At 52.8% G+C, this 21,086-nt stretch carries 22 protein-coding genes and 1 tRNA gene; 12 read left to right on the top strand and 11 right to left on the bottom strand.

All coding sequences use genetic code 11. From position 1 onward, the window contains the following. Nucleotides 1-178 precede the first annotated feature (178 nt). Nucleotides 179-661 (top strand): hypothetical protein, encoded by a 483-nt coding sequence (locus CDH47_RS14610; protein ID WP_239985812.1) that lies wholly within the window; start codon nt 179-181, stop codon nt 659-661. Between the two features lie 4 nt (nt 662-665). Here the strand turns inward: CDH47_RS14610 and CDH47_RS14605 are convergent, their stop codons facing one another. After that, nucleotides 666-968 carry a hypothetical protein gene (locus CDH47_RS14605; protein ID WP_100640664.1) on the bottom strand — a complete coding sequence of 101 codons (303 nt, stop codon included), beginning with the start codon at nt 966-968 and terminating at the stop codon, nt 666-668. A 99-nt stretch (nt 969-1,067) separates the two neighbouring features. Next, nucleotides 1,068-1,532, bottom strand: coding sequence for a hypothetical protein (locus CDH47_RS14600; protein WP_100640745.1), 465 nt, complete (start codon nt 1,530-1,532; stop codon nt 1,068-1,070). Nucleotides 1,533-1,679: 147 nt separating this feature from the next. Here CDH47_RS14600 and CDH47_RS14595 point away from each other — a divergent pair, with 147 nt between their 5' ends. The 3 genes from CDH47_RS14595 to CDH47_RS14585 are packed head-to-tail and all read left to right on the top strand — an operon-like array spanning nt 1,680 to nt 3,879. Then, nucleotides 1,680-2,612 carry an ABC transporter ATP-binding protein gene (locus CDH47_RS14595; RefSeq protein ID WP_100640662.1) on the top strand — a complete coding sequence of 311 codons (933 nt, stop codon included), beginning with the start codon at nt 1,680-1,682 and terminating at the stop codon, nt 2,610-2,612. An 11-nt stretch (nt 2,613-2,623) separates the two neighbouring features. After that, the gene (locus tag CDH47_RS14590) at nt 2,624-3,385 is read left to right on the top strand and encodes an ABC transporter permease (RefSeq protein ID WP_100640661.1); all 762 of its coding nucleotides are present in this window, start codon (nt 2,624-2,626) and stop codon (nt 3,383-3,385) included. Beyond that, the gene (locus CDH47_RS14585) at nt 3,385-3,879 is read left to right on the top strand and encodes a DUF192 domain-containing protein (protein WP_239985811.1); all 495 of its coding nucleotides are present in this window, start codon (nt 3,385-3,387) and stop codon (nt 3,877-3,879) included. The genes CDH47_RS14590 and CDH47_RS14585 overlap by 1 nt, the downstream gene beginning before the upstream one ends. Here CDH47_RS14585 and CDH47_RS14580 read toward each other — a convergent pair. Further along, nucleotides 3,876-4,658 (bottom strand): enoyl-CoA hydratase, encoded by a 783-nt coding sequence (locus tag CDH47_RS14580; RefSeq protein WP_100640659.1) that lies wholly within the window; start codon nt 4,656-4,658, stop codon nt 3,876-3,878. The genes CDH47_RS14585 and CDH47_RS14580 overlap by 4 nt on opposite strands. A gap of 175 nt (nt 4,659-4,833) precedes the next feature. On the opposite strand from CDH47_RS14580, the gene CDH47_RS17795 reads away from it, so the two are divergent. Then, nucleotides 4,834-4,968: a hypothetical protein gene (locus CDH47_RS17795; protein ID WP_275667857.1), complete on the top strand. Its 135-nt coding sequence runs from the start codon at nt 4,834-4,836 to the stop codon at nt 4,966-4,968. Between the two features lie 77 nt (nt 4,969-5,045). Here CDH47_RS17795 and CDH47_RS14575 read toward each other — a convergent pair whose 3' ends face one another. From CDH47_RS14575 to CDH47_RS14565, 3 genes are all read right to left on the bottom strand, one after another. Next, nucleotides 5,046-6,425, bottom strand: coding sequence for a diguanylate cyclase (locus CDH47_RS14575; RefSeq protein ID WP_161494493.1), 1,380 nt, complete (start codon nt 6,423-6,425; stop codon nt 5,046-5,048). Between the two features lie 122 nt (nt 6,426-6,547). Then, a tRNA-Leu gene (locus tag CDH47_RS14570) sits at nt 6,548-6,635 on the bottom strand. Nucleotides 6,636-6,707: 72 nt separating this feature from the next. Further along, a complete protein-coding gene (locus tag CDH47_RS14565; RefSeq protein ID WP_100640655.1) occupies nt 6,708-7,346 on the bottom strand; it encodes a class I SAM-dependent methyltransferase in 639 nt (212 codons plus the stop codon). Nucleotides 7,347-7,530: 184 nt separating this feature from the next. Here CDH47_RS14565 and CDH47_RS14560 point away from each other — a divergent pair, with 184 nt between their 5' ends. From CDH47_RS14560 to cydC, 4 genes are read left to right on the top strand one after another with little or no spacing between them, the layout of a single operon-like run. Continuing rightward, nucleotides 7,531-8,958, top strand: a complete 1,428-nt coding sequence (locus CDH47_RS14560; protein WP_100640654.1) for a cytochrome ubiquinol oxidase subunit I — start codon at nt 7,531-7,533, stop codon at nt 8,956-8,958. Nucleotides 8,959-8,960: 2 nt separating this feature from the next. Then, a complete protein-coding gene (cydB, locus tag CDH47_RS14555; RefSeq protein ID WP_100640652.1) occupies nt 8,961-9,962 on the top strand; it encodes a cytochrome d ubiquinol oxidase subunit II in 1,002 nt (333 codons plus the stop codon). Further along, on the top strand, nt 9,963-11,678 hold the full coding sequence (cydD, locus tag CDH47_RS14550; protein ID WP_100640650.1) for a thiol reductant ABC exporter subunit CydD: 1,716 nt from the start codon (nt 9,963-9,965) through the stop codon (nt 11,676-11,678). It begins immediately after the preceding gene. Beyond that, nucleotides 11,671-13,287, top strand: coding sequence for a thiol reductant ABC exporter subunit CydC (cydC, locus tag CDH47_RS14545; protein ID WP_100640649.1), 1,617 nt, complete (start codon nt 11,671-11,673; stop codon nt 13,285-13,287). The genes cydD and cydC overlap by 8 nt, the downstream gene beginning before the upstream one ends. A 13-nt stretch (nt 13,288-13,300) precedes the next feature. Here the strand turns inward: cydC and CDH47_RS14540 are convergent, their stop codons facing one another. Further along, complete coding sequence (locus CDH47_RS14540) at nt 13,301-14,542, bottom strand: saccharopine dehydrogenase family protein (RefSeq protein ID WP_100640647.1); 1,242 nt, start codon at nt 14,540-14,542, stop codon at nt 13,301-13,303. Between the two features lie 214 nt (nt 14,543-14,756). On the opposite strand from CDH47_RS14540, the gene CDH47_RS14535 reads away from it, so the two are divergent. Continuing rightward, entirely contained in the window at nt 14,757-15,098 is a 342-nt protein-coding gene (locus tag CDH47_RS14535; RefSeq protein WP_100640645.1) for a hypothetical protein, read from the top strand. Between the two features lie 12 nt (nt 15,099-15,110). After that, nucleotides 15,111-15,587, top strand: coding sequence for a hypothetical protein (locus tag CDH47_RS14530; protein WP_100640643.1), 477 nt, complete (start codon nt 15,111-15,113; stop codon nt 15,585-15,587). 17 nt (nt 15,588-15,604) lie between these two features. Here CDH47_RS14530 and CDH47_RS14525 read toward each other — a convergent pair whose 3' ends face one another. The 3 genes from CDH47_RS14525 to CDH47_RS14515 form a co-directional block, all read right to left on the bottom strand. After that, nucleotides 15,605-16,447 (bottom strand): putative RNA methyltransferase, encoded by an 843-nt coding sequence (locus CDH47_RS14525; RefSeq protein ID WP_100640641.1) that lies wholly within the window; start codon nt 16,445-16,447, stop codon nt 15,605-15,607. 106 nt (nt 16,448-16,553) lie between these two features. Then, nucleotides 16,554-17,495: an electron transfer flavoprotein subunit alpha/FixB family protein gene (locus CDH47_RS14520; protein WP_100640639.1), complete on the bottom strand. Its 942-nt coding sequence runs from the start codon at nt 17,493-17,495 to the stop codon at nt 16,554-16,556. Next, nucleotides 17,496-18,245 carry an electron transfer flavoprotein subunit beta/FixA family protein gene (locus CDH47_RS14515; RefSeq protein ID WP_100640637.1) on the bottom strand — a complete coding sequence of 250 codons (750 nt, stop codon included), beginning with the start codon at nt 18,243-18,245 and terminating at the stop codon, nt 17,496-17,498. It abuts the gene before it with no gap. A 532-nt stretch (nt 18,246-18,777) separates the two neighbouring features. Here CDH47_RS14515 and CDH47_RS14510 point away from each other — a divergent pair. Then, a complete protein-coding gene (locus CDH47_RS14510; protein ID WP_100640741.1) occupies nt 18,778-20,430 on the top strand; it encodes an electron transfer flavoprotein-ubiquinone oxidoreductase in 1,653 nt (550 codons plus the stop codon). 188 nt (nt 20,431-20,618) lie between these two features. On the opposite strand, the gene CDH47_RS14505 is transcribed toward CDH47_RS14510, so the two are convergent. Beyond that, nucleotides 20,619-21,080, bottom strand: a complete 462-nt coding sequence (locus tag CDH47_RS14505) for an FKBP-type peptidyl-prolyl cis-trans isomerase (RefSeq protein ID WP_100640635.1) — start codon at nt 21,078-21,080, stop codon at nt 20,619-20,621. Nucleotides 21,081-21,086 lie beyond the last annotated feature (6 nt).

Raw genomic sequence — 21,086 nt, 5'->3', positions numbered from 1 at the left:
GCCTTTGGGGGTATTGAATCCATAGTTCTTTCGTTAACCACTGGGAACCTTGTCACAATTTCTATAGCCGGCGCGGCTTTAAGGGCAATTAGGTCCATGGGGGCGCGACGACTTGGCCGATACAATTCGTTACACTAAGCCAGCAATTTGCAATATTAAATTCAGGGTAGCACCACACATGATCCACGGACTTGTTGCACTTACTCGGGCTGGCCTAATTCCCAGAACCACCGAAACACCGATCCTGCGGAAACAGATACGCTCAGCCACCACAGATCGTACAGAGTTGCTCACTCATCTGCACATCCTTGCAGGGCTTCAGGAAAGGGACTGCCGGATCAGCGAGCTTCAACTCAGTGAGGCCCCTGCGGCGGTTCGTGCCTACGCTGTTGCCTGGTTATACGGTGCGGGTTGTGCACTGTGCGACCAGCCAGAGCGGCACAGCGAGGCACTCGCAAGCCTGGTAGCGCAGATCGCTAGTCGGAAAATTGGTATCCGACAGTCCGAGGCGATACAGGCTATTTCCACCCTCACCTCCTGTGGCGTGCTGCTGGCTTGTTTCCGAGCGGGGCTTGAGGGCGCGGAATTCTGGCAGAGCCACCAGTACGTTCAGCCTGAAAGCAGCCTTTACTCCGCAATTACTGCAAATGCGTTGATTTGATTCCTCAAACCTTGGTGTTCTGATCCAGAACCCAGTCTGTGCCCAGCTGAACAGGCATTTCCTGGCTCGGCTTGTTTGCGGGAACGCCGGCGACAGAGGGGCGTGTAAGGCCGCCGTCCTCTGTCGATACCATAGACTCCACGTCGACAGAGAGCACCAGATAGACAGTGCCACCAGACACTACCCTTGCCCGGTGCGTGAGGCCGAATACAAAGCGGCAGTAGTCCAGCTTCAATTGCATCAGATCTTGCTCTGCCTTGCGGATCTTCCGCAGCAATACCTTGTGTACGCTTTCCCCGTATTCCATCACGTTTTCTCTGAAGTTGGCCTGAATTTTGGCACGATTTTACACTTTCCTGCACTTTTGTCAGCCTGGATACTCAACCATAAACCGGGTTTGAAGGTCTCACTGAACTCTGGCCTGAAATACCAACTTTAGTGGAGCCGGTTCGGGGAGGCGCTGCTGGCCTTCTTGCAAGTCGATTCGCCAGATCATCTGATCTCCCGTCGTGCATAGAGGGGCCGTAAACTGCGCTGTGTACTGGTTGCCCTCGCCCTGCCGCATTGGCACCGGGTACTCACCCATATACATGGATTCACCCCGCAATACGGCCAGGAACCGTTCCTGTGGTGCAGGTGTGTCAACGATTAACTGGTACTCTGTGCCCTGCCCCTTGTCGCCCATAACATGCAGGCTGATCTTCCAGCTACCTGTTTTCGTAGACCACTCACATGGGCCCGACAATAAGTCACAGGCAGCCTGACTATCGGCCGTACCTCTATATTCTGAGGTTTGTAGCCAGCGAGCGCCGAACACGATCACTGCCATCAGGCCTGAAATGACCCCGAGAAAAAAAATCGCTCTTAACATATCGACACCTGGCTCAAGCCCGTATTGAAAACAGCACGCCATTATGGACACTAACGGCATCAAGGCAAAGGTTTCTAAACCGTCGCCATACATGAGAAAATGCTTCGCTTGCATCTCTGTCTCACTTTCAGCAACAGGAATACGCCCGTGCAACCGGATATTTCCGTTAAGAACCTAAACAAGGTTTATGAGGGCGGTTTTCAGGCCCTGAAAAACATTAACCTGGACATTAATCGAGGCGAAATCTTTGCCCTGCTCGGCCCAAATGGCGCCGGCAAAACCACAATGATCAGTATCATATGCGGCATTACCAACATGTCCTCCGGGGAAGTCCGGGCCGCAGGACATGACATCGTCAAGGAGTACCGAAAGGCACGCTCAACAATTGGCCTTGTCCCGCAGGAGCTGAATACGGACTCTTTTGAAACCGTATGGGCTGCTGTGTCGTTCAGCCGAGGCCTGTTCGGGAAGCCGCCCAACCCCGCCCACATAGAAAAAGTGCTGAAGGATCTGTCACTGTGGGATAAGCGTAACAACCGGATTATGACACTCTCTGGGGGAATGAAGCGCCGGTTGATGATCGCAAAAGCGCTTTCCCATGAGCCAAGAATACTGTTTCTGGATGAGCCCACAGCGGGCGTCGATGTAGAGCTGCGCCGTGATATGTGGGAAATGGTTCGCAAGCTCCGGGAAGACGGAGTCACCATTATTCTCACCACTCACTACATCGAGGAAGCCGAAGAAATGGCCGATCGAATCGGTGTGATCAGGCAGGGTGAAATTATTCTTGTGGAAGAAAAAAGCCGTTTGATGAGCAAGCTGGGCAAGAAAGAACTGCGCCTGCAACTCCAAAGCAAGCTGGATGAAATTCCCGAAGAACTATCACAAGAACCGGTGGAGTTGTCGGAAGATGGCTATGAGTTGATATACACCTTTGATTCCCAGCAGGAACAAGCCGGTGTGGCGCGATTATTAAGAACCCTTGGTGACATCGGGGTTGATTACCGCGACCTTCGTACCCGGGAAAGTTCCCTGGAGGATATTTTTGTCGGCCTTGTGCATGAGCAAGCCAAAGGCTAACTGGAGAAAGCATGAATTTTTACGGTGTTAAAGCCATCTACTATTTCGAAATGTCGCGCATGCGCCGCACTCTGATGCAAAGCGTGCTCTCGCCGGTGATATCCACCTGTCTTTACTTTGTGGTTTTCGGCTCTGCCATTGGCTCCCGCATGGGCGATATAGACAACATAGCCTACGGTGCTTACATCATTCCCGGGCTGGTGATGCTGTCGCTGCTTATGCAGAGCATCTCAAACGCTTCGTTCGGTATTTACATGCCGAAGTTCTCGGGCACAATCTACGAGGTGCTCTCCGCTCCTGTGTCCTACGTGGAAGTGGTGTTGGGTTACGTGGGTGCGGCGGCTACCAAGTCCGTCATTCTTGGTTTGATTATTCTTGTGACCGCCCGGCTATTTGTGGACTACAGCATATTGCACCCCTTCTGGATGCTCTCCTTTCTCATACTGACTGCGGTAACCTTCAGTCTGTTTGGCTTTATCATTGGCATATGGGCAGACGGTTTTGAAAAGCTTCAGATTGTTCCCATGATGATCGTCACACCACTGACCTTTCTTGGGGGCACTTTTTACTCCATCGATATGCTCCCGGAGGTCTGGCAAACCATCAGCTTTTTCAATCCGGTGGTTTACCTCATAAGTGGCTTTCGATGGGCATTTTATGGCGTTTCTGATGTGCACATAGGTATCAGTGTTGCCATGACGCTGCTTTTTCTGACAGCGTGTTTGGCAGGCATATGGTGGATCTTTAAAACCGGCTACCGGTTGCGCTCCTGATGAAAAGCCATGTGGCTTTGGTGGGTGCGGCAGCCATGCTGGTTGGCTGCTGGGGGGCAGGTTCGGCTGCCCCCTCAGCAGCACTGCCGGTTATCAACGCATGCTTCGAAACGGATTCCGGCACAGTCCATGTAAGCCTGGAGTTGGCACAGGCACCTGAAGAGCGCCGCAAAGGCTTGATGGGCAGAGAGTTCCTGCCCGCCAGTTCCGGAATGTTATTTGTGTATCAGAAGCCGCAGAGCCCGGACCACGGGTTCTGGATGTATCAGACTCTTATCCCGCTGGATATCGCTTACCTGAATGGGCAAGGCGTGATTGGCAACATAAAGCAAATGGAGCCCTGCGATTCATCCAGCGGTGCGCGGTGTCCCAGTTATCCCGCCGAGGTTGAATTCACTTCTGCGGTAGAAATGAATGCCGGCTTCTTTGAGGCGAATGGCATTGAGATCGGGAACCGCCTCAAGGTTGGAGAGCATAACTGCAGTAGCCGTTAGCTGTCTTTCCACTCTGGCTTGCGCTTATCCAGAAATGCACAGATGCCTTCATGAGCATCATCTGCAAGCAGATTTTCTGCCATAACCTTGGCCGTATAGTCATAGGCTTTATCCAGTGGCATCTCCAGCTGTTTGTAGAATGCCCCCTTACCTATCTTCAACGTGTGCCCCGATTTCTCAGCAATGGTGCGGGCCATTGTATATACCGTTTCATCCAGCAAGGATTCATCAACCACCCGGTTTACCAGCCCAAGCTGTTCGGCCCGGTCTGCACTGATCATCTCACCCGTGAGAAGCATTTCCATTGCATGCTTGCGAGACACATTGCGCGACAGCGCCACCATCGGCGTTGAACAAAACAGACCAATGTTTACCCCTGGTGTAGCAAAGTGCGCCGAGTCGGCTGCCACAGCCAAGTCACAGCTTGCCACCAATTGGCACCCTGCGGCGGTTGCAACGCCGGCCACACGCGCAATCACTGGCTTTGGAAGGTTTACCACCTGCTGCATTACCTCACTGCACCGCTTGAACAAGGCCAACTGGAACTCGTAGCTATCCAGTTGATCCCGAATTTCCTTGAGGTCGTGTCCGGCGCAGAACACCTTGCCGGCTGCCGCAATAACCACCACCCGCGTAGCTTCATCCTTCGCAATACTCGCTAACGCCTCAGCTAAGGCATCCAGCATGCCCATGGAAAGGCTGTTGCGCCGGTCGGGCTGATTCAGTGTGATCGTGGTAATGCCGTTATCGTCGGTATGTTGTGCTAGCAGGTTTGTCATAGTTATCTACCTTGTCTTACTGGAAACCGGGCTATCAGATTTGAGCTCAGTATCGGGTAGTATGCTCTGGCTGTCGAAGCGACCTTTGTAGAACGTTCAGCGGCGGGTTGTTATAACGGGCCTGAGCCCATAGGCTCTGCACAAGAACCAACGAATCCGGAAACAGGAGGTTCCAATGCTTAACTCCAACCTGATCAAAGCGCTCATAGCCATCGCGATAATTGCCGGCGGAATTTACGTGATTATTAAAGATGAGCCTGCGGTGCCCACCGGGGACATCAATCGTATTCAAGCGCTGCCTGAGCAGTAACAAGCGAAATTGAATATCTTAGGCCAAGTAAACCATTTTGGACCCTGGGGTTTCTCGCTCACCTGCTTTTTCGCAAGTCAGGCTATCACTACACGGTTGCGCCCAGAGCTTTTTGCCTTGTAAAGAGCATCATCGGCTTTACGGAGTAACCTTTGATAATCGGGGTGGCCATCAAAACAGCTTACGCCTGCACTGACGGTTACATTGATCGCGTGGCCGTTAGGCAGCAGGAGTTTTTCGCGCTCCACTCTCCCGCGAAGCTTTTCTGCAAGCCGTTCAATCTGGCTACCGTCCATATCTACTGCAATGAGCAAAAACTCTTCACCGCCCAGCCGGAAAAGGTAATCACCAGATCGACTGTTGTTAAGGAGAATAAGTGCAAGTTGTTGCAAAACACTATCGCCTGCTTGGTGCCCGTAGGTGTCATTAACTTGCTTGAAATGATCAATATCCAGGGTTACCACGGCGAAAGAGGTGTTCTGCTTTGTTGCTTGTTCAATCTGTCTGGTAAGAACGACTGGCATGAACTTTCTGTTTAGCAGGCGTGTGAGAACATCTCGACCAGATTCCAGTTCATTGTTCTGCTCGAAAAGACTGTCCAGGTTAAACAGTATGCTTCTTACTTTATCCCGCACGTCATGCAGTAAGGAAATGCGCTCAACTTGGGCCTCAGAACCCTCAATCTGCGCTCCAAACAGCGGTAAAAGAACATTGTCAATTTGCTCCATTGACTCAAGAATTGCAGTCGATTCCGATGAGCCCTCAAAGGCATGTGCACCTTTATGTCGAAACCAAAGCCCAAAATCGGAAGCCTGAATACGAGATAACTCAGAACCTTTTTTGCCAACTACCTGACTGAACATCATCTGGTTCTCCCAGTGAAGCACAGCTGCACGTTGCTGGTCCTTCTCTTTGGATATGTTCTGGGTGATTGCAAACAGTCGATAGGATTCCTCAGCGCGAGAGTTTCGGTCATGGGATATCGCATATGCCTGGCCCATAATCTCCATCGCAAGATCAATGGTATCTGACACCAAACGAATTGCCTGTACACGCTGATCGCCGGATAGCGCATATTTTTCAACAAGCGTGCTGAAGCTCTCTTTCAAGCAACGGGCTCCCCGCAGAACGATATGAAGCGGGAGATCAATTCGTGCATGCACCTCGCCGACTTTTTGTTGCTCGGCAATAAGTCTTTTGACCGACTCCTCGTCTGATGAGGCAAACAATCCTGATAGCCAGCGTTGCATCGAAGCTCCAAGCCGCTGCTGGACGTCATCATTAGATAAAAACCTGGACGCTCCCGGGTCGGCTAACATTGCTTCATAGAATTGATCTGAGAGCGTTTTCGCTTTGTCCTGGAAAAACCCCAATACAAACTGCTGCGTGTGCGGTGGAAATTTTCTATTTAGCGAAAACCATTCGGCTGACAGGTGTTCCAGTGAAAGTTGCGGCATGGGGTGCATTCTGATTGAGTGAAGTGTTAGACGACGTTATCAGGCTATCAAAAGCGAGCAGTATAAAGAAGCACAACCCTGAGTGCCGGATTGCCATGAGGTATATGTGACTGTTTTTTTATTGGTGCTCCGGGCCGGAATCGAACCGGCACGATCCTACGGATCGAGAGATTTTAAGTCTCTTGTGTCTACCTATTTCACCACCGGAGCATTCGGGGAGAGGTTTTGAGGAGCCGAATTGTATAAGGCCATGGGCGATAACGCAATTCAAAACACGTCCTGTTAGCGATTCCCTCCGGCTTCTGGTTTCCGCGCCATCCCCTTGTAGATATAGCCAGCTATTTTTGGTGAGTTGGGAATGTAGAGGTTTTCCAGTTCCTCGAGCTCAAAACCAGCATGACGGATAAGGTCTGCAATGTGACGGTTCAGGTGGCAGCCGCCTGCCAATTTTTTCCAGCCTGGATTGATGCGGTTTTGCCATTTACGGGTGCTGTCATCAGGTGACTCGCCATGCTCAAGAAAAAGGAGTTCTCCACCGGGCTTTAACACACGCTTCATCTGCAGCAGCGCGGTATTCCAGTCAGGAATGGTGCACAGGGTGAATGTAAGCAGAACGGTATCTACACTGTTATCCGGCAGAGGAATTTGCTCACCCGGCAGTCCCAGCCATTCCACATGGACAGGTGCGCGTTTCAAGTTTGGCAGTGCTTTGCGGCGCATACCCTCGGAGGGTTCCAGGCCGTAGACCATGTCAACAGTGCCCGGGTTGTAGAATTCCAGGTTAATGCCTGAGCCCATGCCTACCTCCAGCACACGCCCTTTGGCTCGCGGCACAAGCTGGCTGCGAAGTTTCATTACTTGGCCTAAGGAGCAGGCTTTGTCGATAATATGTGGCAGGATGCGTTCTTGGTAAAAGCTCATGCGGGTCACCGTACTTGTTTTTAATCAATGGGTGCGACAATCTGCCCTATCGGTTTTGCTACTATATCCAGTAGCATGATCACTATCTGCTGGTAATAACAATATAACAATTAAAGCTAAGGCAGCGGCTGAGCGAGTGCGCAGTGCTCGTTTATTGTGACGTTAAACATTACCGGGGGTTCCTATGGAACTAGATCCTCTTATCCTATCGCGAATCCAGTTCGCGTTTGTCGTGTCATTTCACGCCATTTTTCCGGTGTTCACCATCGGTCTTGCTTCTTACATCGCCGTGCTTGAAGGGCTTTCGTACAAAACGAAAAATCCGGTGTGGATGAAGCTGTCTTCCTTCTGGACCACTGTATTTGCCGTGGTATTCGGGATGGGTGTGGTTTCCGGCATTGTGATGTCGTTCCAATTTGGCACCAACTGGAGTAATTTCTCCCAGGCTTCTGCCAACTTCCTCGGCCCCATGCTCAGTTATGAAGTTATCACGGCCTTTTTCCTCGAAGCGGCGTTTCTTGGGGTGTTGCTCTTCGGGCGTGATCGCGTCCCCCCTGGTGCGCATCTGTTTGCGGCAATTATGGTCGCGACCGGTACTTTCCTTTCAGCCTTCTGGATTCTTTCTGCCAACAGCTGGATGCAGACCCCCTCTGGCGCAGAACTGCGCGACGGTGTGTTTCATGTAACGTCCTGGAGTGAGGCGATCTTTAACCCGTCTTTTCAGCTCCGTTTTTTCCATAAAGTGACAGCCTCCTTCCTTACTGGTGGCTTCGTGGTAGCCGGAGTCAGTGCCTGGTATCTGCTCAAGGGACGGGAAGTAGAAGCCAACCGCAAGGCACTGTCCATGTGCCTGTGGCTGTTGCTGATAATTGCTCCTGCGCAGTTGGTGATTGGTGATTTTCACGGGCTCAATACACTTGAGCATCAGCCAACAAAAGTAGCTGCAATGGAAGGTAACTGGGAAACCTCCCGCAACGTGCCGTTGCTGCTGTTCGCCATTCCCGACCAGGAAAACCAAACCAACCATTTCGAAATTGGTGTGCCCGGGCTTGCCAGCCTGATCCTGACCCATGAGTGGGACGGCGAACTGCCTGGCCTGAAGGAAGTCGCAATAGAAGAGCAGCCGCCCGTCGCCATTGTGTTCTGGTCCTTCCGGATTATGGTTGGGTTGGGGCTGCTGATGATTCTTTTCGCTATCACGGGGCTCGTACTGCGCTCTGGTGATCGCTACTGGCGTTCCGGCTGGTTCCTGCAGGGTATGCGCTTCATGAGCGTTACTCCCTTTATTGCGGTACTGACTGGCTGGTTTGTAACCGAATTTGGCCGTGCCCCTTGGCTGGTTTACGGAATGATGACTCAAGCCGAATCGGTTACCCCATCTCTTACAGGCGGTATGGCGCTGTTCACATTGATTGGCTACATAGTGGTTTACTCACTGGTGTTCTCTGCGGGCGTGTATTACCTCATGCGGGTGTTGTATGAAGGCATGGAAAGAGCGGACAAAGAGCCAGACACCCAGTCTGAGCGCCCGAAGCGGCCAATGTCCGCAGCCCATACCTCCTTTGAACTCCATGATTCCAATGAACAGCCAACCAAACAGGGAGGACACTGATTATGGAACTGCTTGATCTTGCGTTGGTCTGGGCCTTTATCATCGGCTTTGGCGTCATCATGTATGTTTTGATGGACGGCTTCGATCTGGGTGTGGGCATTCTGTTCCCCTTCGCCCCATCGGAGCAGGATCGTGACATTATGATGAACTCGGTCGCGCCAGTATGGGACGGTAACGAAACCTGGCTGGTCCTCGGCGGCGCCGGTTTGCTTGGCGCCTTCCCTCTGGTCTACAGCGTTGTGCTTCCAGCACTGTACATTGGCGTATTCCTGATGCTGGCGGGCCTGATTTTCCGTGGCATTGCTTTTGAGTTCCGCTTCAAAGCACGCACCTCGCGCTATCTCTGGAACTGGGCGTTTGCCGGCGGATCCACCGTGGCCGCCTTCGCCCAAGGTGTCGTCGTTGGCACTTACATCCAGGGCTATGAAACTGCCAATGGCGTATTCACAGGGGGCGCTCTGGACTGGCTTACCCCATTCACCGTTTTGACCGGCCTTGGCCTGCTTGCAGGCTATGCGCTGCTGGGCTCTACCTGGCTAATCATGAAAGCCGAAGGCCGCTTGCAGGAGTGGGCGTATAAAATCACCCTGCCCCTGTTGGCGGCTGTGTTGGTGGTGTTCGGTATTATTGGCGTATGGACACCGTTTATTGATGAGATGGTGCGTGAGCGCTGGTTCAGCAATCTGAGCATTATCTGGGTGTTGCCCGCACTGACTCTGCTGTGTGCTTTCCAGATTTTCCGCTCTGTACGTAACCGGTTTGAAGGTATGCCCTTTGTGGCCACTATGGGGCTGTTCATAACGACCTACCTGAGCCTGATTGTCAGCCGCTGGCCCTACCTGATCCCGCCCGACTACACCTTATGGGATGCCGCGTCGGCATACGACTCGCAGCTGTTCCTGCTGATCGGTTTGCTGATAGTGATTCCTTTCGTACTGGTGTACACCGCCTGGACCTACTGGGTATTCCGGGGCAAGGTACGTGCCGGCGAGGGCTACCACTAAGTGACAAAGCCAGCTCTTGACCAGCGCGCAGTCCGGCGCTGGCTGTCAGGGCTTACAAGCGGCAACCGACGCTGGATTCAGGGTACGGTTGCCGCTGGTACCCTGGCCGGCGTCGCAACCATCATACAAATGGTCTTTCTGGCGCAAATTGTTCACCTCGGAGTAATTGAAAAAGCGCCAGCCTCCGCGTTGGCGCCTTTCTTTATCGGGCTTATTCTGGCCATTGTAGTAAGGGCTATAGCTCAGGGCGCTCAAGCTCATCTTGCTGCAAGGTGTAGCGAGCAGGTTCGCCGCACTGCCCGGCGGCAAATCCATCAGCATTGGCGTAATGCCGGCCCTTTGGCACTGGGGCAAACCTCTGCGGGCAGCCTGGCGCGGGAGTGGATTGACCACGTTGATGCACTGCACGGATACTTTGCCCGCTTTCTTCCACAGATGACGCTTTCCGTTGTGGTTCCTCTGCTGATTCTGGCCCTTGTGTTCTATCTGGACTGGCTGGCGGGGATCTTTCTGCTTCTATCAGCCCCTTTGATTCCTTTTTTTATGGCACTCGTCGGCATGGGAGCCGAGAAGCTTAACCAGCAGCATTTTGAGACCATAAGCCGGTTATCTGGCCAGTTTCTGGACAAGGTGCGAGGCCTGACCACCCTGCAACTGTTTGGCCAAACCGAAGAAGCGGCAGAGGTGATTCAACAGCGCTCGGATCACTACCGAAAAATCACCCTGAAAACCCTGCGCGTTGCATTTTTATCATCGGCAGTTCTGGAATTCTTTGCTTCTGTCGCGATCGCCGTTATCGCCATTTATATCGGCTTTGGTCTTCTTGGGTACATCACTTACGGGCCTTCTGCCGATTTAACCCTGTTCTCTGGACTACTGATTCTGCTGCTGGCACCGGAATTCTTTCAACCGTTGCGCACGCTCTCCCAGCATTACCATGACCGCGCTGAAGCTCTTGGCGCCGGTACGGAGATTCTGGCAAGGCTGGCCGATGACGAATCCGCAGGCCCCGTCAGAAACACCGATGCAGAGGATTCTGGTGCAAGGCCTTTAATCGGTGAATCCATTACCGACAACGATGCGATTGAGGTTAACTCCGTATCACTGGGATTCCGCCCGGATCACAAGGTTCTGAAGGATGTATCTCTGGCGGTCAACAAAGGTGATGTAATTGCACTCACGGGCCCTTCAGGAGGCGGTAAATCAACGCTGCTGAATCTTCTGGCAGGCTTTCTGACGCCACACAGCGGCGACATTCACCTGTTTGGCAGGCCCGCAGGCAGTTTTGCCTTTGGCTGGCTGGGGCAGAGCGGCTTTCTTGTGCACGGCACCTGGGCCGACAACCTTCGACTGACCAGCCCGGACGCTTCCGATGTAGCCATTGAAACCGCGCTGCGAAACGTTGGCCTTGGGCCCTTGCTGGACAGCCGGGAAGACGGCATTTTCAGCAGGGTTTCAGAAGATGGCCAGGGTTTGTCCGGCGGGCAGGCCCGGCGCTTGAGTCTGGCCCGGATTTTTGTGGCTGATTATGATGTGATTCTTCTCGATGAGCCCACTGCCGGTCTCGACAGCGACAGTGAGATTTTCGTGTTGGAAGCCCTGCACAAGCTTGCGCTAGCTGGCAAAACACTGATCTTTTCCACCCACCATCAGGCGCTGCTGGCGCTTGCCAACCGTGTGCTTCTGGTTTCTGCTGGGGAGGTCAAAGATGTCTGAATTAAAACCCTGGTTGAAGCTGATTTTTGCACGCCCGGGCAGGCTTTTCGTTGGCGCCTTTTTGATGCTGGCCGCCCTGCTCTCCGGGCTTGGCTTGCTTGCGCTTTCCGGTTGGTTTATCACTGAAACCGCGCTCGTAGGCATTCTGCTGGCAGCCAGTATACCCGCCACCATAAACCTGTATGTGCCTGGCAGTGGTATCCGGTTTTTTGCGGTATCCAGAACGGTTTCCCGCTATGTGGAGCGATTGTATAACCACGATACCGTGCTGAGATTACTAACGGATATTCGCGTAGCCCTGTTCCGGAAGCTTGCCGCCGCCGGACGCGGCCAAAGGCGCGAACTGACCGGGGCCCAATGGTTATCCAGGCTCACCAGCGATGTGGATGCGCTGGATACCCTGTACTTGCGCCTGATTGCACCCGCAGCCCTGGCGGCTTTCGTAACCTTGCTGATCTTCGGACTGGCATGGATACTTTTTGATATCCGGATTGCCGCTTTCATCGCTCTGATACTCGCATTGGCTTTCGTGCTTGCGACCCTGGCGGTTTACGTGCGAACGGTAAACATTGCTTCGCGCCAGAGTGATCAGCAGGAATATCTTCGTATGGCAGTTGTTGAGCACCTGGAAGGCTTTGCTGAGCTTACAGCCGCTGGCCGCACCGGCAAACACGGCGCATGGCTTTTGCGCCAGGCGCATCAGGCCTCGTCGGATCAGGTAAAAGCAGACTCCCGCACTGGCTGGCATCAGGCCGGCTCTCATTTGCTGATCAACCTGTCTGCCGTGTTTGCACTCTGGGCTGGCTTCGAGCTGTTCCGTTCTGGCGCCATTTCCGGGCCGGTTCTGGTTCTGTTGCCTATTGCCCTGCTTGGCCTCGCAGAAGTGTACAGTATGCTGCCCGAGGCCTTCGGTAAGCTGGGTGCCACGCAGGCCTCCGCTGCACGCCTGAACCGGGACTGCAGGGATGCCGACCATGGTGATAGTACTGCTGAAGCTGCAAGCCTGCCTGAGTACACGGCGCTGCTGGCGAAGGGTCTGACAATAAAGCACCCCGAACATGCACCGCTGTTTACCCACTTTGATCTACAGGTAAAAACAGGCGAGCGGGTGGGTATTCTGGGGCATTCAGGAAGCGGTAAGTCATCCCTTGCAGATGCCTTCTCCGGGCTTCTGGCGCCCTCAAATGGGGCCTTTGCAAGCCTTCCGTCTGCTTATCTCACCCAGAAAACCGTGTTGTTTGAAGATACCTTGCGAGCAAACCTGCTGCTGGGCGCACCCGATGCAAGCGATGCACAACTGTGGCGTGTTCTGGAAATGGTGGATCTTGCGGAACGGTTCCATACAGAGGCGGACCAGCTTGATACTTGGCTGGGGAGCTCAGGAAGCCGTCTTTCCGGCGGCGAGGCACGTCGTGTTGCCCTTGCCCGGGTGCTTTTGAGCCCTGCCCCTTTGCTGATACTGGATGAGCCGTTTACCGGGGTTGATACAACCACGAGAGAAAAGATTACCCGGCAGATGGATACCAGGCTGCAAGGCCGAACCGTGATTAGCCTGGCGCACGGGCCGGACGCCCTTCCGGGCACCGACCGTGTGATTCAGCTTGGTTAATTGAACCTGCTTTTTAGCGGGTTTCAACAACCTCAAACGACAGCCCGGCTTTGTTGGTTAAACGCTCCAGAAGCTTGTCACTCAGTACTGAAGCGGGCGTCAAAAAACCGCCGGGCTGATCGGCCGGAACATCGAATGCCAGACACATACCGGCCTGCCCCAGCATCTTGCTGGTGGATCCATAGCCAGGATCAGCATCGCCAGTCACCTTGGTGATCATGGTTTTACCGTCCTGAGTACGCCCTACAAAGCGAATATCGTAAAACCCTGTTTTTTGTGCTTCCGGGCTCGGGCCCTCACCAGGCTGGGGCACAAACTTTTCGACCAACCACCGCGTTGGTTTGATGGCTGATGCCGTCAGGAACCCCGCCAGTGCTGCAGTAACACCGTAGGCTGTGAGGCGGCCCTTGGTACCCGCACCTGTCATTATGGCTTCATCGTAGGTAAATTCCGTGCCATAACGAGCACCTTGCAGAGCGTTAGAGCGGTGTACTACGCGAGTGTTGATAGCACCCATAACAAACGGTGCGAGCCATGTTTTAAACGTTTTGTCGAACTCAGCGCCTTTCAGGCTTGGCTGGCGCGCCTTTGAACGATGGCCCGCGGGGCTGATTGAGAATGGATTTGCCAGTTCCTTGCGCAGCTTTGGGTCCGCCGCAACTTCTTTGGCTATGTTGATCATGGAAGCCACTGTGCCGCCAGAAAGGCCGCCTTTAGCAACCTTCACGCGCATGCGCACATCCTGACAAGTCTCACCAAACGTTTTCTCTGACTGTTGTTGCAGGAACCACACGCCCATGTCCGATGGGATGGAATCAAACCCACAGCAGTGCACAATTCGTGCTCCGGATGCTTTCGCCTGATCTTCGTAGCGGTCAACCATACGGCGAATCCACTGAACTTCACCGGTCAAGTCGCAATAATCGGTGCCTGTCTCAACACAGGCTTTTACGAGCGGCTCACCGTATAAAGCGTAAGGTCCGACCGTAGAGATAACCACGCGGGTTTGCTCACACATTGTCTTCAGGGACGCGTCATTGGTGGAATCTGCGAGTATAACCGGCAGACCATCAGCGCCGGTTCCCAAACCGGATTTTAACGTGCTGAGCTTGGATTCCGAACGGCCGGCAATGGCCCACTTTACCTCGCCTGTCACGCCGTAAGAATCAAACAAATATTGCGTAAGTATCTGGCCAACGAAGCTGGTAGCGCCGAAGACAACCAGGTCGTAGGTGGATTCTGCTGATTTGGTCATTGCCTGTCCTTTTTATGGAGAATGCACATTATGAAAAGTTCACAGAGTTTGCGGAATGTTTGCCGGAATTCGTTATTAGTGGATCTTAGCAGTTTTATGTCGGTGATCTAACTTCACACTGACACCACTGAGTACGTCGTCACGGCCAATCGCACAGCCCGGGCTATAGGGCACACTGCTGACTAACGATCAGATGAATTCACGGAGACTTGAATTGGCTACTTTCCTTCTGATACTCAGTTTACTTCTCGCCATTTTCAGTGGTGTTCTTTGCTGGCAGTTTTTTGAGCAACGCACGATCATCGCCCGCCTGATGGATCAAACCCTGCAGGTTGATCCGTCGGCTGACCTCAAGAAAGAACCCGACTTGATTCTTACGCTTAAAGTGCTCAACCCGATTGCTGTGGCAAAGCGAGAATCCCGCTCTGCAAGGGTTCTTGCAGACAAATTACCCGTAATGGTCCGGAAAATGGTGTATCAGGGAGTAATGAAAGAGCTTGAGAAAGAGATGGTCGAGCGTGAAATCGACGTGGAGCTGAACATTGAGTATCGCTAGGAGTATTGCGGAGTGACTATTCAGCTGGCCTTTGCATTGGTGTTATTGCTTATAACCTCTTCCTCACTCGGCTATGGGCTTGTTCAGGCCCAGCGGTCGAGAACTCTCCTTCGCAAACTCAATGCGCATCGAATTTTTACTAACAGTGCTATTCAAAAACGCCGGCTGGATCTATATGAGGTTCGTAATCGAGCAAAACTTTTGGAAGACACTGTATCTGTAAGCGCAAGTGCAGTGGAAAAAATGCATAGAGCCATCGCCAATAGCACCTTCAGCCTGGTTGACCGGCTTTCTAAAGATGAAGAACTCCGGCAAAGTGCCTATAAAGCCCGCAAGACCCACGATCATGCCAGCAAACAGGTTTATCATGCCGTGCGCACCACTAACAAAGCCATTCACATCCTTGCCGACGCCCTGATTATTACAAAAGCTGAGAAACGAGTGTTAGTCAGAAAAAGTTCGAGAAACAAGCAAGACGATGATCAGTAGGCTGTCTAACCCGTGTTTCAGCTCTTTTTGAATCGACTCACTGTCGCTTCTACAGTCACTGTGAGTGATTCAAGTGCATTCGCTCGTGCAATACCTTCGGCGCTCGCTCGATAGAGATGCGGAGTCATGGCCAGCAAGTCCAAAATGGAGTTTTTATCTGGAAGTGTCAGGTTGTAGCGAACAACGCTTGCCTCCATAAACTCAAATCCTTCGGGCGCTGCATGCTTCGCTTGTCGTGGGACTTTAAGTTCCGGATAGATTATTTGCCGAAGCTCTACAAGATGCTCTGGCCCTGCATCTACCTGAATAACCTCACCTCCTGATTTCAGTACCCGCGCAAATTCCTGGTACACAGGAAAGCCAAACAAGCAGAGTATGCGGTCCAATGATTCAGCAAGCACTGGCAGGTTTGCGTTACTACCTACAACCCACGCTGGAGCTTTGAACTGCTTTGCAGCGGAGAGTATCGCCCACTTGGATATATCCACGCCGAGTAGACTCAAGCTCAATGCTCCCGGCGCAGTGTCGGCGAGACAGCGAAGGTAATACCCCTCTCCACACCCGGCATCAAGGCAGCTAATTTCTCCAAGATCAAGGCCGCTCTCAAGGACAGTTTGGCAAACGGCTTTTGCAATGGGCTGGTAATATCCCGAGTTCAGAAACCTCTGTCGTGCAGCAACCATTTCCTTGTTATCGCCCGGATCTTTAGATCGCTTATTCTGCACTGGCAACAGATGCACATAACCCTGCCGGGCAACATCAAAACTGTGGCCCTCACCACACTGCCAACTGCTCCTTTCTAGCTGAAGAGGGCCCCCGTCCAGCGGACAGGCAAGTGCATGGAACCGGCTGATAGTCATGAGGTTTTTCCTGGTTGGCAGATAGGATAAGGGTGTATGCAAACAGTTTATGATCCAGCAACAAAAAAGACACCCGAAGGTGTCTTTTTTGTTTCCTGAAAGAAGGTTACAGAACCTTCTTCAGCTCTTCCTCAAGTTGCGGCACTGCTTCAAACAGATCCGCTACCAAGCCGTAATCAGCAACCTGGAAGATAGGCGCTTCTTCATCCTTGTTGATCGCAACGATCACCTTGGATTCAGACATGCCCGCCAAGTGCTGAATAGCACCGGAGATACCAACTGCAATGTACAGCTGCGGAGCAACAATCTTACCGGTCTGGCCTACCTGCATGTCGTTCGGCACAAAGCCGGCGTCAACTGCAGCACGGGAAGCACCCATACCAGCGCCCAGCAGATCAGCAACTTGTTCCAACATCTTGAAGTTTTCGCCATTCTGCATGCCGCGGCCACCGGAGATAACAATGCCGGCACTGGCAAGATCAGGGCGATCAGATTTGGCTTTCTCTTCACCTGCAAACGAAGACAGGCCTGCGTCTTTTACAACATCTACCTGTTCAACGGATGCAGAACCACTGTCCGCTTCTACCGGATCAAATCCTGTCGGGCGTACAGTGACAACCTTGATACTATCGGTCGCCTTTACCGTCGCAATGGCGTTACCGGCGTAGATCGGGCGAACGAAGGTGTCTTCAGACTCAACGCGGATGATGTCAGATACCTGAGCAACGTCCAGCAGCGCCGCAACGCGGGGCATGAAGTCTTTACCGGTGGTACCGGCCGCGGCCAGGATGTGGCTGTAGCCTTTGCCCAGCTCGGCAACCAGTTCGCCCAAGTTCTCACCCAGGAAGTGGCCATAAGCGGCGTTATCGGCGACCAGTACCTTGGCAACGCCTTCAGCCTTGGCGGCGGCTTCTGCAACAGCGCCACAGTTTTCGCCAGCAACCAGTACATCGATATCGCCACCGATGGCCTTGGCAGCCGCTACAACGTTCAGGGTGGCCGGAGTCAGGCTGCTGTTGTCGTGTTCAGCAATAACAAGGATGCTCATTTAGATCACCTTCGCTTCATTCTTCAGTTTATCGACCAACTCGGCTACGTCCGCTACTTTAATACCTGCTGAACGGGCAGCCGGTGCTTCCACTTTCAAGGTGGTCAGGCGCGCCGCAATCTCAACACCCAAATCAGCCGGGCTCATGACATCGAGTGGCTTCTTTTTGGCCTTCATGATGTTTGGCAGAGACGCATAACGCGGCTCGTTCAACCGCAGGTCGGTAGTTACAACCGCTGGGAGGTTCAGGGAAACGGTCATCAGACCACCGTCTACCTCACGGGTAACATTTACTTTTTCGCCATCAACAACCACTTCAGAAGCAAAGGTACCCTGCCCCATGCCGGTCAGAGCTGCGAGCATCTGGCCTGTCTGGTTGTTATCAGAATCGATGGACTGCTTACCAAGAATAACCAGTTTAGGCTCTTCTTTCTCAACCACAGCCTTCAGCAGTTTGGCTGCATCCAGAGACTGAACTTCTTCGTCGGCTTCAATGTGGATGCCACGGTCAGCGCCCAGCGCCAAAGCAGTACGAATTTGCTCCTGGCAAGCTTTGGGGCCAATGGAAACCACGACAATTTCGGTTGCAATGCCCTTTTCTTTCAGGCGAACCGCTTCTTCAACAGCGATTTCGCAAAATGGGTTCATTGCCATTTTGACGTTGGCGAGATCAACACCAGTGTTATCCGGCTTGACACGTACCTTTACGTTGTAGTCGATTACTCGTTTTACAGCGACCAGAACCTTCATAGATTCCTCGTTCTTCTACGATGGGTTAATGACTCTCAATTAACAACACTCCAAGACAGGCCTTATACAGGGCGGGTACAGAGCATTCTCAATTGCTGCATCTCGGCAGATACCAGTAAAAAGGTATACAGACCGAACGTTACAAACAGCGGCCTCGCACTGGGGCCATCCGTCACGGCGCACTAATACTGAAGGCAAAGAGTAAATGGGTCAATAGTCCAGTTAGACGCGCCACTCATGTTTCCTGAGCCAATCAACCAGGGTGCTACCCGCAGTTAAGGGCCAAAACTCACAGGCTGAGCGGCTCAGCGCGCTGATTTACAGCACAAATCTACAATGCCAAACCTTTGTCTGAAATTCAAACAAACGTTTGTTTGAATAATCAAATACGTTATCCTTTAAGCGTATAAAAGCTGAGTATTGGCCTGTGGGTAGTCGTCTGGGCGCACATTTACCGGTATGATGGCGCCCCAGAATTTTAAAAAAGCCTGCGGGCATACAATATCCATTAAAGATGTTTGAGGAGACCAACGTGGAACGCGAATCGATGGAATTTGATGTTCTTATCGTCGGCGGCGGCCCTGCTGGCCTGTCGGCAGCTTGCCGAGTGATGCAGCTGGCACAGGAAGCCGACGAAGAACTGACGGTATGCGTAGTGGAAAAAGGTTCTGAAATCGGCGCACACATTTTGGCCGGAACTGTATTCGAGCCAACTGCCCTCAACGAACTCTTCCCGGACTGGAAAGAGAAAGGCGCTCCACTGAATACTCCGGTTACCCGTGATGATATTTTCCTGCTGAAAAACCAGGACAAGGGAACCAAGATACCAAACGCGTTCGTACCAAAGAACATGCACAACCACGGCAACTACATTATCAGTCTTGGTAACCTGTGCCGCTGGCTGGGCGAACGAGCGGAAGAGCTGGGCGTTGAAGTTTATCCAGGATTCGCTGCGGCCGAGACCATTGTGGAAGACGGGCAGGTAAAGGGCATTATCACCGGTGACATGGGTGTTGCGGCCGACGGCTCGGAAAAAGATGGCTATATGCCGGGCATGGAACTTCGCGCCAAGTACACGCTATTTACTGAAGGCTGCCGTGGCCATCTTGGCAAGCGCCTGATCAAGGACTTCAAGCTGGATGAGGGCAAAGACCCCCAGCATTACGGTATCGGCATTAAAGAGCTGTGGGACATAGACCCAGCCAAGCATGAGCCAGGCCTTGTTGTACACACCACGGGTTGGCCCCTGACCGAAAGCGGCTCTACTGGTGGTTCCTTCCTTTACCACACCGATAATGGTCAGGTTTATGTGGGTCTGATTGCCGACCTTTCGTACAGCAATCCCCATATGAGCCCGTTTGAAGAGTTTCAGCGCCTCAAGACTCACCCGGAATTCAAGCAATATCTGGAAGGCGGCAAGCGCGTGTCTTACGGCGCCCGTGCATTGACCAAGGGTGGGTATAACGCTCTGCCCAAAATGAGCTTCCCCGGTGGCCTGCTGCTTGGGTGTGATGCGGGTACGTTGAACAGCTCCAAGATCAAAGGTTCCCACACTGCCATGAAGTCCGGGTTGCTAGGTGCTGAAGCGGTATTTGAGGCGCTGAAAAACGGTCAGTCCGGTGAGGAAATCACCAGCTTTGCCGAGCGTTTTGAGAACAGCTGGTTGTATAAAGAGCTATACGACGAGCGCAACTTCGGCCCAGCGATGCACAAGTTTGGCAACTTCATTGGTGGCGCAATCGCATTCTTCGAACAAAATATTCTGCGTAGAAGCCTGCCCTTCACACTGCGCGACCTGACACCAGACTACGCAGCAATGAAGCCTGCGTCTGAGTGCAAAAAGATCAACTATGCCAAGCCGGATAACAAGCTGACTTTTGATCGCCTCACATCGGTGTTCATTTCCAACACCAACCACGCAGAAAACCAGCCGGTTCATCTGAAGCTGACCGATCCCGATATCCCCATCAATGAAAACCTGCCGAAGTACGATGAGCCCGCTCAGCGCTACTGCCCTGCGGGGGTTTACGAGGTGATTGAGAAGGATGATGGCAGCGGCAAGCGGTTCCAGATCAACGCCCAGAACTGTGTTCACTGCAAGACCTGTGACATCAAAGATCCTGCTCAGAACATCACTTGGGTAACGCCAGAAGGCGGCGGCGGGCCAAACTACCCCAATATGTAACTTGGCCTGATAACCAAAAGCACTAAGCCTCTTAGTGCTTCAAAAGCGGAAATGTGGTTAAAGCTGCATTTCCGCTTTTTTATGGGCGTTTGTTGAATCCCGCCCCCCCATTTTCAGTGCGGAGATTACCGTTACAGGCACAAAAAAGGCTCCCGCAGGAGCCTTCTTCAGAAACTGCGGTAACGCTCTTAGTGAGCGTGGCCGTGCTCCTGCTCTTCGTCAGTGGCGTCACGCGCTTCGATGATTTCAACATCAAAGTGCAGAGTCTCGCCAGCAAGCGGGTGGTTTGCGTCGATAGTGACGGTTTCTTCGCTCACTTCCACAACACGAACAACCTGGGGGCCGCCCGGAGTCTGTGCCTGGAACTGCATACCTGGCTCAATCGTGTCTACACCTTCAAACGCGGTGCGTGGAACTGGCTGAACCAGCTCTTCGTTGATTTCGCCGTAGCCTTCCGCAGGCTCAACGGAAACTTTAACCTGGTCGCCTGCGTTCTTTTCGGTCAGAGCACTTTCAAGCCCACCGATGATGTTCTGTGCACCTTCCAGATAAGCCAGCGGCTCGCGACCTTCGCCACGGGAAGAGTCCAGCTCTTCTCCCTGGTTGTTGGTGAGCGTGTAGTGGATGGTAACAACGCGAGGTTGGGCCATGTGATC

Origin of the sequence: Marinobacter salexigens (genome assembly GCF_002806945.1) — a bacterium.
Taxonomy (GTDB): domain Bacteria; phylum Pseudomonadota; class Gammaproteobacteria; order Pseudomonadales; family Oleiphilaceae; genus Marinobacter; species Marinobacter salexigens.
This window is presented reverse-complemented; position numbering and strand designations above follow the sequence as displayed.

What these genes read in the sequence shown, in the direction of transcription:
- CDH47_RS14610 (WP_239985812.1), top strand. Translation starts at nt 179, where the DNA reads ATGATCCACGGACTTGTTGCACTTACTCGGGCTGGCCTAATTCCCAGA.
- CDH47_RS14605 (WP_100640664.1), bottom strand. Translation starts at nt 968, where the DNA reads ATGGAATACGGGGAAAGCGTACACAAGGTATTGCTGCGGAAGATCCGC.
- CDH47_RS14600 (WP_100640745.1), bottom strand. Translation starts at nt 1,532, where the DNA reads ATGTTAAGAGCGATTTTTTTTCTCGGGGTCATTTCAGGCCTGATGGCA.
- CDH47_RS14590 (WP_100640661.1), top strand. Translation starts at nt 2,624, where the DNA reads ATGAATTTTTACGGTGTTAAAGCCATCTACTATTTCGAAATGTCGCGC.
- CDH47_RS14585 (WP_239985811.1), top strand. Translation starts at nt 3,385, where the DNA reads ATGAAAAGCCATGTGGCTTTGGTGGGTGCGGCAGCCATGCTGGTTGGC.
- CDH47_RS14580 (WP_100640659.1), bottom strand. Translation starts at nt 4,658, where the DNA reads ATGACAAACCTGCTAGCACAACATACCGACGATAACGGCATTACCACG.
- CDH47_RS17795 (WP_275667857.1), top strand. Translation starts at nt 4,834, where the DNA reads ATGCTTAACTCCAACCTGATCAAAGCGCTCATAGCCATCGCGATAATT.
- CDH47_RS14575 (WP_161494493.1), bottom strand. Translation starts at nt 6,425, where the DNA reads ATGCCGCAACTTTCACTGGAACACCTGTCAGCCGAATGGTTTTCGCTA.
- CDH47_RS14565 (WP_100640655.1), bottom strand. Translation starts at nt 7,346, where the DNA reads ATGAGCTTTTACCAAGAACGCATCCTGCCACATATTATCGACAAAGCC.
- CDH47_RS14560 (WP_100640654.1), top strand. Translation starts at nt 7,531, where the DNA reads ATGGAACTAGATCCTCTTATCCTATCGCGAATCCAGTTCGCGTTTGTC.
- cydB (WP_100640652.1), top strand. Translation starts at nt 8,961, where the DNA reads ATGGAACTGCTTGATCTTGCGTTGGTCTGGGCCTTTATCATCGGCTTT.
- cydC (WP_100640649.1), top strand. Translation starts at nt 11,671, where the DNA reads ATGTCTGAATTAAAACCCTGGTTGAAGCTGATTTTTGCACGCCCGGGC.
- CDH47_RS14540 (WP_100640647.1), bottom strand. Translation starts at nt 14,542, where the DNA reads ATGACCAAATCAGCAGAATCCACCTACGACCTGGTTGTCTTCGGCGCT.
- CDH47_RS14525 (WP_100640641.1), bottom strand. Translation starts at nt 16,447, where the DNA reads ATGACTATCAGCCGGTTCCATGCACTTGCCTGTCCGCTGGACGGGGGC.
- CDH47_RS14520 (WP_100640639.1), bottom strand. Translation starts at nt 17,495, where the DNA reads ATGAGCATCCTTGTTATTGCTGAACACGACAACAGCAGCCTGACTCCG.
- CDH47_RS14515 (WP_100640637.1), bottom strand. Translation starts at nt 18,245, where the DNA reads ATGAAGGTTCTGGTCGCTGTAAAACGAGTAATCGACTACAACGTAAAG.
- CDH47_RS14505 (WP_100640635.1), bottom strand. Translation starts at nt 21,080, where the DNA reads ATGGCCCAACCTCGCGTTGTTACCATCCACTACACGCTCACCAACAAC.